Raw genomic sequence first — 8,232 nt, 5'->3', positions numbered from 1 at the left:
TATCTCGTATCTCGTATCATTGAAAACATACAAAAAAGGCTTGGTCAGTGACCAAGCCTTTTTAATATCGTTCAGTTAACTTCTATCTCATTAGATAAAATCCAGCTGATTACCAACCCGTGATTTCACGTAGGCCTTTACCGATGTCAGCAAGAGACTTAACAGTCTTAACGCCTGCTGCTTCCAGTGCTGCGAATTTATCTTCAGCAGTACCTTTACCGCCAGAGATGATTGCGCCTGCGTGGCCCATACGTTTACCCGGAGGAGCCGTAACACCAGCGATGTAAGATACAACTGGCTTAGTTACGTTTGCTTTGATGAACTCAGCCGCTTCTTCTTCCGCAGTACCACCGATCTCACCAATCATTACGATTGCTTCAGTCTCTGGGTCTTCTTGGAAAAGTTTTAGGATATCAATGAAGTTTGAACCTGGAATAGGGTCACCACCGATACCAACACATGTAGACTGACCAAAGCCTTCATCTGTTGTTTGCTTAACTGCTTCGTACGTCAGAGTTCCTGAACGAGATACGATACCTACTTTACCCTTCTTGTGGATATGGCCAGGCATGATACCAATCTTACACTCGTCCGGAGTGATAAGACCTGGACAGTTAGGACCGATCATGCGAACGCCAGTTTCTTCTAGCTTCACTTTAACATCGATCATATCTATAGTAGGGATACCTTCAGTGATTGTTACGATCAGTTCGATACCTGCATCAATCGCTTCTAGGATTGCATCTTTACAGAAAGGTGCTGGTACGTAGATAACTGTTGCTGTTGCGCCAGTCGCTTCTACTGCTTCACGTACTGTGTTGAATACTGGAAGGCCTAGGTGAGTTTGACCACCTTTACCAGGTGAAACACCACCAACCATTTGCGTACCGTATGCGATAGCTTGGTCTGAGTGGAATGTACCTTGACCGCCAGTGAAACCCTGACAGATTACTTTAGTGTCTTTGTTAATTAATACAGACATTATTTAGCCTCCGCAGCAGCAACAACTTTCTGAGCAGCATCTGTTAGAGATACAGCAGCAATGATATCAACATCAGAATTAGCAAGTACTTCGCGACCTAGGTCTGCGTTTGTACCTTCTAGACGAACAACTACTGGAACTGTTACGCCTACTTCTTTAACTGCACCGATAATACCTTCAGCGATCATGTCACAACGAACGATGCCACCGAAAATGTTTACGAGTACTGCTTTAACATTGTCATCAGAAAGGATGATCTTGAATGCTTCAGCTACACGCTCTTTTGTCGCGCCGCCGCCTACATCAAGGAAGTTTGCTGGTTTGCCGCCGTGTAGGTTTACGATATCCATCGTACCCATCGCAAGGCCTGCACCGTTAACCATACAGCCAACGTTGCCATCAAGTGCTACGTAGTTCAGTTCCCACTGAGCTGCGTGCGCTTCACGCTCGTCTTCTTGTGAAGGATCGTGCATTTCACGAAGCTTTGGCTGACGGTACATTGCGTTTGAGTCAATGTTGATCTTGCCGTCTAGACAAAGCAGGTTGCCTTCGCCGGTAATTACAAGCGGGTTGATTTCTAGTAGAGCTAGGTCGTACTGAGAGAACATTTGGCCAAGACCCATGAAGATCTTAACGAACTGTTTAATTTGATCGCCAACTAGACCAAGTTTGAACGCAAGTTCACGGCCTTGGTAAGCTTGAGGGCCCACTAGAGGATCGATCGCTGATTGGTGAATCAACTCTGGAGTTTCTTCAGCGATTTTCTCAATGTCCACGCCGCCTTCAGTTGACGCCATGAATACAATTTTGCGCGTTGCACGGTCAACAACAGCACCTAGGTAAAGTTCGTTAGCAATGTTCGATGCTTCTTCAACTAGGATCTTTGTTACAGGTTGACCATTAGCGTCTGTTTGGTAAGTCACAAGGTTTTTACCTAGCCACTTTTGTGCAAACTCTTTAACGCCTTCTTTGGTGTCATGTAGCTCTACGCCGCCCGCTTTACCGCGACCACCAGCGTGTACTTGACACTTAACGACTTTCTTGGCTGTACTGATACGACCTGCAGCTTCGAAAGCTTCTTGTGCAGTATCACATGCGAAACCTTCTGGTACAGGCAAACCGAATTCTGCAAACAGCTGTTTGGCTTGGTATTCATGCAAATTCATTTTGATATTCCGTTTATTTTCCCTTAAGGGATTATTATTTCCATAACGACACAGTTTCCTGTGGTACGTCTGTAGGGTCTTCTCAAATCAACTGCTGTCCATTTTCTAATGGCTTTACAGTTCAAGTGAAGGCCAGACGTTGAGCAGCCTAGCCTTTGAAACTTTTTACGTCTAGCTAACCGGGTTAACTAGACGTTTTAGAGATACTAAACGTCTAATAGCAGACGTGCAGGATCTTCTAGAAGCTCTTTGATGGTCACTAGGAAGCCAACTGATTCACGGCCGTCGATTAGGCGGTGATCGTAAGAAAGCGCTAGGTACATCATTGGTAAGATCTCAACCTTGCCATCAACAGCCATTGGACGATCTTGGATTTTGTGCATACCCAAAATTGCCGCTTGAGGCGGGTTGATGATTGGCGTAGACATTAGAGAGCCAAATACACCACCGTTCGTGATAGTAAAGTTACCGCCCATCAACTCATCAACAGTTAGCTTGCCGTCACGGCCTTTGATTGCTAGCTCTTTGATGCCTTTTTCAATATCTGCGAAACCTAGTGTGTCACAGTCTTTCAGTACTGGAGTCACTAAACCACGTGGCGTAGATACCGCCATGCTGATGTCGAAGTAGTTGTGGTAAACGATATCTGTACCATCGATAGAAGCGTTAACTTCTGGGAAACGCTTCAGTGCTTCTGTTACTGCTTTCACGTAGAAAGACATGAAACCAAGACGCGTATCGTGACGCTTCTCGAATTGGTCTTTGTACTGCTTACGAAGGTCCATGATTGGCTTCATGTTCACTTCGTTGAAAGTAGTCAGCATTGCAGTGCTGTTCTTCGCTTCTAGAAGACGGTTTGCAACTGTCTTACGTAGGCGAGTCATAGGCACGCGTTTTTGGCTGCGAGCCGCTGCTGGCGCTTCAACTGCTGGTGCAGATGCTGCTGCCGGAGCCGCTTTCGCTGCTGCTAGGTGTGCGTCAATGTCTTCACGAGTAATACGACCACCAACACCAGTGCCTTTAACGTCAGCTGGTTGTAGGTTGTGCTCTGCAAGAAGACGACGAACAGCAGGGCTTAGTGCATCGTTGCTTTCTTCTGTTAGCGCCGCTTTGTGGCGTTTGTCAGGAGAAGCTTCTGTATCTTCAGTGGTGTCTTTCGTTGGTTCACCAGCGACAGCACCAGGCTTAATTTTAGCCAGAAGCTGCTTAGAAAGTACCGTAGCACCCTCTTCTTCGATGATAGCTTCCAGAACACCCGCTTCAGGAGCCGGTACTTCTAGAACTACTTTATCTGTTTCGATGTCTACAATGACTTCATCACGTGCAACGGCTTCGCCTGGTTTTTTGTGCCAAGTCGCTACTGTTGCGTCAGCCACAGATTCAGGTAAATCTGGAACCAGAATTTCAATTGCCATGTCTGTATTTTCCTTTTACTTCTAGTTCTTAAGTAGGGTCAAAGCGTCGTCTACTAACGCTTTTTGTTGTTTCAAGTGTACCGACATATAGCCAACAGCTGGTGACGCTGATGCAGGACGACCTGCGTATTGAATATCAGCACCTACTGGGATAGCAGCTCGGAAATTATGTTGGCTACTGTACCAAGCACCTTGGTTTTGTGGCTCTTCTTGACACCAAACGTAATCGACTACATTTGTGTATTGTGCGATTGCAGCTCTCACGTCCTCATAAGGGAACGGGTAAAGTTGCTCAATACGTACAATAGCGACATCGTCTTGCTCGTTCTTACGTCTTTGGTCAAGCAGGTCAAAGTAAACCTTACCTGAACAGAACACGACGCGTTTTACGTTCTCAGGAGCCAGATCATCAATTTCTGCGATAGCTGGTTGGAACGTGCCTTCTGCCAAATCTTCAAGAGAAGATGTACACAAAGGGTGACGAAGCAATGACTTAGGTGACATTACAATCAGTGGACGACGCATTGGTCGAACAACCTGACGGCGAATCATGTGATAAACCTGAGCTGGCGTTGAAGGAACAACAACCTGCATGTTTTGTTCAGCACACAACTGAAGGTAACGCTCAAGACGCGCAGAAGAGTGCTCAGGGCCTTGGCCTTCATAACCGTGAGGAAGCAACATAGTTAGACCACATAGACGTGCCCACTTTTGCTCACCTGATGAAATGAATTGGTCGATAACAACTTGTGCACCGTTTGCGAAATCACCAAATTGTGCTTCCCAAAGGGTGAGACCGCTTGGCTCTGCTGTCGCATAGCCATACTCAAATGCGAGTACCGCTTCTTCAGATAACACAGAGTCAAACACTTGGAATGGCCCTTGTTTATCATGAATGTTCGCAAGAGGAACATACGTGCTTGCATCTGATTGATTGTGCAGTACTGAGTGACGGTGGAAGAACGTACCACGACCTGAATCTTGGCCAGAGATACGAATACGCTTACCGTCGTCAACAAGTGTTGCATAAGCCAGTGTTTCAGCCATACCCCAATCGACTTGTTTCTCACCATTCACCATGGCAGTTCGATCGTTGTACAGTTTATTTACTCGGCTTTGCAGCTTGTGGCTGTCTGGGTATTGGCAAAGTTTAGTACCAAGCTCTTTCAGGCGCTCGATATCAATCTTATTGTCCCACTCAATGTTCCAGTCGTGACCTAGGTAAGGAGACCAATCCACAGAGTGAAGTGCCATTGGGCGCCACTCTTTAACCACAACTTCACCGTGATCAAGTGCATCACGATATTCGTTAACCAGTTGAGTTGCCGTATCAATACCAAACTCACCGCGCTCCATTAACACATCAGCATAAAGCTTACGTGGTGTTGGATGCTTCTTGATTTTTTGGTACATCAAAGGCTGTGTTGCATTCGGCTCATCGGCTTCATTGTGACCGTGGCGACGGTAACAAACCAAATCAATAACAACATCACGCTTAAAGGTATTACGGTAATCCAATGCAAGACGCGCTACGAACGCAACCGCTTCTGGATCATCAGAATTAACGTGGAAAATCGGAGCCTGAACCATCTTCGCGATATCTGTACAGTACATCGTAGAACGTGTATCGCGAGGGTTAGACGTCGTAAAACCAACTTGGTTGTTTACAACGATACGAACCGTACCACCGACACAGAAACCACGCGCTTGAGACATGTTAAACGTCTCTTGCACTACACCCTGGCCAGCGATAGCTGAATCACCGTGGATAGTAATTGGAAGTACACGGCTGCCGTCTTTATCGTCTAGACGATCTTGTCGAGCACGTACTGAACCGATAACTACCGGGTTTACGATTTCTAAGTGAGATGGGTTAAATGCAAGTGCTAAGTGAACGTTGCCGCCTGGGGTTGCGAAATCCGCAGAGAAACCTTGGTGATATTTCACATCACCAGTACCCCATGAATCATCGCTGTGCTTGCCCGCAAATTCGTCAAACAGGTCTTGTGGCTTTTTACCAAGCACATTGACCAGCATGTTTAGACGACCACGGTGAGCCATACCAACAACAACTTCACGCATGCCTTGTCCACCGGCATGACGAATGATTTCTTTCGTCATTGGGATAAGAGCATCACCACCTTCCAAAGAGAAGCGTTTTGCACCAGGGAATTTAGCACCAAGATAGCGCTCAAGACCTTCAGCAGCCGTTAGCTCTTCTAGGAAAGCTTGCTTTTCTTCTTTATCGAAAGAGGGTTGACCAGAAACAGACTCTAAACGTTGTTGGATCCAACGCTTTTGCTCTGTGTTAGTCATGTGCATGTATTCAGCACCAATCGAACCACAATAAGTTTGCTTTAAAGATTTGTACAAATCTCGAAGCACCATCGTCTCTTGGCCAATAGCGTAAGAGCCGACGTTAAACGTCTCATTGAGGTCATCTTCGGTAAGAGTGTGGAAAGAAGGATCCAGTTCAGCGACTGTATCTCTTTCCCATAAACCTAGGGGGTCTAGATTTGCTGATTGATGCCCTCGGAATCGATAGGCATTAATAAGTTGCAGAACCTTTACTTGTTTCGCATCGACATCTGGATCACTAACTTGGACACTGTAATGCTTTGTTTCTTGAGCGAGTCGACGGAAGTATTCACGAACACGAGAGTGTGGTTGTTCCACTGCTTCTGAAGCTTGCACAGGCAGTTCTTCAAAAACACTTCTCCATTCGTCACTTACCGAATCGGGGTCACTTAGATACAGTTCATAGAGTTCTTCTACGTACGTTGCATTGGCGCCAGCCAAGTGTGAAGACTCGAGCCATGCCTTCATCACGCCGTTGTGCATATTTTCCCTTAACCAGTAGTTTTCACGTTTGCTGCGGTCTATGCCGAGCTATTAAAAGGCCGCCCCAAAACTTCTAGGGCGGCAATTTTTATATAACTTAAACCGAACGATTCACTAGCATGGTCTTAATGTGACCAATCGCTTTCGTCGGATTTAATCCCTTAGGACAAACACTTACACAATTCATGATGCCATGGCAACGAAAAACGCTAAATGCATCATCAAGATCGGACAGACGTTCGTCTGTCGCCGTATCTCGGCTATCTATTAGCCAACGGTATGCTGCAAGTAGGCCTGCTGGTCCGATGAACTTATCTGGATTCCACCAGAATGATGGGCATGAAGTCGTACAACATGCACACATAATACATTCATACAAACCATCTAAATGAGCACGCTCATCAGGGCTTTGTAGGTTTTCACGAGCCGGTGGCACATTGCCATCAGACACTAAGAACGGCTTAACTTTTTCGTAGTTATCGTAGAACTGAGTCATGTCTACGATCAAATCACGCACGACAGGCAAACCTGGAAGTGGGCGAATTACGATTTTATCTTGGCCAGAAAGTGCAGACAGTGGCGTGATACACGCCAATCCATTTTTACCATTCATGTTCAAACCATCAGAACCACATACACCTTCACGGCATGAGCGACGGAATGAAATCGTTGGATCTTGCTCTTTCAAAAGAATAAGCGCGTCCAAAAGCATCATGTCAGAACCTTCTTCCACCTCTAGGGTGTACTCTTTCATGTAAGGTTTCTGGTCCACGTCTGGGTTGTAACGGTATAAAGAGAAATTCAGTTTCATGGTCATATCTCCTTAGTACGTACGTGCTTTCGGCGGGAATGCTTCACGATGGATAGGTTCCATGTTCACGCCACGCTTAGTCATACTTTCTGATTCAGGGTTGTAAAGTGAGTGGCATAGCCATTGCTCATCATCACGATCTGGGAAGTCAAAACGAGCATGCGCTCCACGACTCTCTGTACGGAAGTTTGCTGCAACCGCGGTTGCAAATGCCGTTTCCATCAAGTTTTCCAGCTCTAAACACTCAATACGTTGCGTGTTGAACTCAGTCGACTTGTCTGAAAGGTGTGCATTTTTAAGACGCTCACGAATCACTTTCAGCTCTTCTAAGCCGTCAGCCATCGCTTTACCTTCACGGAATACAGAGAAGTTGTTCTGCATACATTGCTGAAGGTCTTTACGAATTACCGCAGGATCTTCACCGTCAGTACTGTTTTCCCAACGATTGTAGCGCTCTAGTGAACGTTCAATGTCAGCTTCAGTTGCAGGTTTTGCTTCAGCTTGTTTGTTCAAAGTCTCACCAAGGTGAAGACCTGTCGCACGACCGAACACAACCAAATCAAGTAGCGAGTTGCCACCTAGACGGTTTGCACCGTGTACTGATACTGAAGCGATTTCGCCACAAGCGAATAGACCTTGAATTTCAACGTCTGTACCGTCTTCAGTTTGTTTAATTGCTTGACCAGAAACCTGTGTAGGAACACCACCCATCATGTAGTGACACGTTGGGATTACAGGAATTGGTTCTTTAACAGGATCAACGTGAGCGAACGTACGAGAAAGCTCACATACACCCGGTAGACGAGATTCAAGCGTCTCTTTACCTAGGTGATCGAGTTTCAGCTTGATGTGTGGACCCCATGGACCATCACAACCACGACCTTCACGAATCTCAACCATCATCGAACGAGCTACAACATCACGACCAGCTAAATCTTTAGCATTCGGAGCATAACGTTCCATGAAGCGCTCGCCGTCTTTATTGAGAAGGTAACCACCTTCACCACGACAACCTTC

Annotated in this window: 6 protein-coding genes; all 6 read right to left on the bottom strand. The window is 46.1% G+C overall.

What is annotated here, in order from left to right:
- Positions 1-109 precede the first annotated feature (109 nt).
- Positions 110-982 (bottom strand): succinate--CoA ligase subunit alpha, encoded by an 873-nt coding sequence (gene sucD, locus AB4496_RS09725; protein WP_009847316.1) that lies wholly within the window; start codon positions 980-982, stop codon positions 110-112.
- Positions 982-2,148 (bottom strand): ADP-forming succinate--CoA ligase subunit beta, encoded by a 1,167-nt coding sequence (gene sucC, locus AB4496_RS09720; protein WP_009847317.1) that lies wholly within the window; start codon positions 2,146-2,148, stop codon positions 982-984. The genes sucD and sucC overlap by 1 nt, the downstream gene beginning before the upstream one ends.
- 206 nt (positions 2,149-2,354) lie before the next feature.
- Positions 2,355-3,563: a 2-oxoglutarate dehydrogenase complex dihydrolipoyllysine-residue succinyltransferase gene (odhB, locus tag AB4496_RS09715; RefSeq protein WP_102257780.1), complete on the bottom strand. Its 1,209-nt coding sequence runs from the start codon at positions 3,561-3,563 to the stop codon at positions 2,355-2,357.
- Positions 3,564-3,584: 21 nt separating this feature from the next.
- The gene (gene sucA, locus AB4496_RS09710) at positions 3,585-6,404 is read right to left on the bottom strand and encodes a 2-oxoglutarate dehydrogenase E1 component (protein ID WP_009847319.1); all 2,820 of its coding nucleotides are present in this window, start codon (positions 6,402-6,404) and stop codon (positions 3,585-3,587) included.
- Between the two features lie 97 nt (positions 6,405-6,501).
- Complete coding sequence (locus tag AB4496_RS09705) at positions 6,502-7,215, bottom strand: succinate dehydrogenase iron-sulfur subunit (RefSeq protein WP_009847320.1); 714 nt, start codon at positions 7,213-7,215, stop codon at positions 6,502-6,504.
- Between the two features lie 12 nt (positions 7,216-7,227).
- Positions 7,228-8,232: FAD-binding protein (locus AB4496_RS09700; RefSeq protein ID WP_372130879.1), on the bottom strand; the 1,005-nt coding region annotated here is incomplete at its 5' end.

The sequence above is a fragment of the Vibrio sp. 10N.222.46.A1 genome (assembly GCF_041473595.1).
Taxonomy (GTDB): domain Bacteria; phylum Pseudomonadota; class Gammaproteobacteria; order Enterobacterales; family Vibrionaceae; genus Vibrio; species Vibrio tasmaniensis_A.
This window is presented reverse-complemented; position numbering and strand designations above follow the sequence as displayed.

What these genes read in the sequence shown, in the direction of transcription:
- sucD (WP_009847316.1), bottom strand. Translation starts at nt 982, where the DNA reads ATGTCTGTATTAATTAACAAAGACACTAAAGTAATCTGTCAGGGTTTC.
- sucC (WP_009847317.1), bottom strand. Translation starts at nt 2,148, where the DNA reads ATGAATTTGCATGAATACCAAGCCAAACAGCTGTTTGCAGAATTCGGT.
- odhB (WP_102257780.1), bottom strand. Translation starts at nt 3,563, where the DNA reads ATGGCAATTGAAATTCTGGTTCCAGATTTACCTGAATCTGTGGCTGAC.
- sucA (WP_009847319.1), bottom strand. Translation starts at nt 6,404, where the DNA reads ATGCACAACGGCGTGATGAAGGCATGGCTCGAGTCTTCACACTTGGCT.
- AB4496_RS09705 (WP_009847320.1), bottom strand. Translation starts at nt 7,215, where the DNA reads ATGAAACTGAATTTCTCTTTATACCGTTACAACCCAGACGTGGACCAG.